Source organism: Agrobacterium sp. CMT1 (assembly GCF_037203725.1).
Classification (GTDB): domain Bacteria; phylum Pseudomonadota; class Alphaproteobacteria; order Rhizobiales; family Rhizobiaceae; genus Agrobacterium; species Agrobacterium pusense.
This window is the reverse complement of sequence record NZ_JBBCAR010000035.1, coordinates 1-255: the sequence shown is the minus strand read 5'-3', so window position 1 is coordinate 255 and position 255 is coordinate 1. Positions and strand designations below refer to the sequence as shown.

Below are 255 nucleotides of genomic sequence, written 5' to 3'. Positions count from 1 at the left end.
ATATTCCGATCATCAAGGGTTCGGCGCTTGCTGCTCTTGAAGATTCCGACAAGAAGATCGGTGAAGACGCGATCCGCGAGCTGATGGCTGCGGTTGACGCCTACATCCCGACGCCTGAGCGTCCGATCGACCAGCCGTTCCTGATGCCGATCGAAGACGTGTTCTCGATCTCGGGCCGTGGTACGGTTGTGACGGGTCGCGTTGAGCGCGGTATCGTCAAGGTTGGTGAAGAAGTCGAAATCGTCGGCATCCGTC

The 255-nt window shown here is 58.0% G+C and carries 1 pseudogene; it reads left to right on the top strand.

Annotation, left to right across the window (positions count from 1 at the left end):
- A pseudogene (tuf, locus tag WA845_RS25235) lies at positions 1-255 on the top strand (elongation factor Tu); the annotation flags it as partial.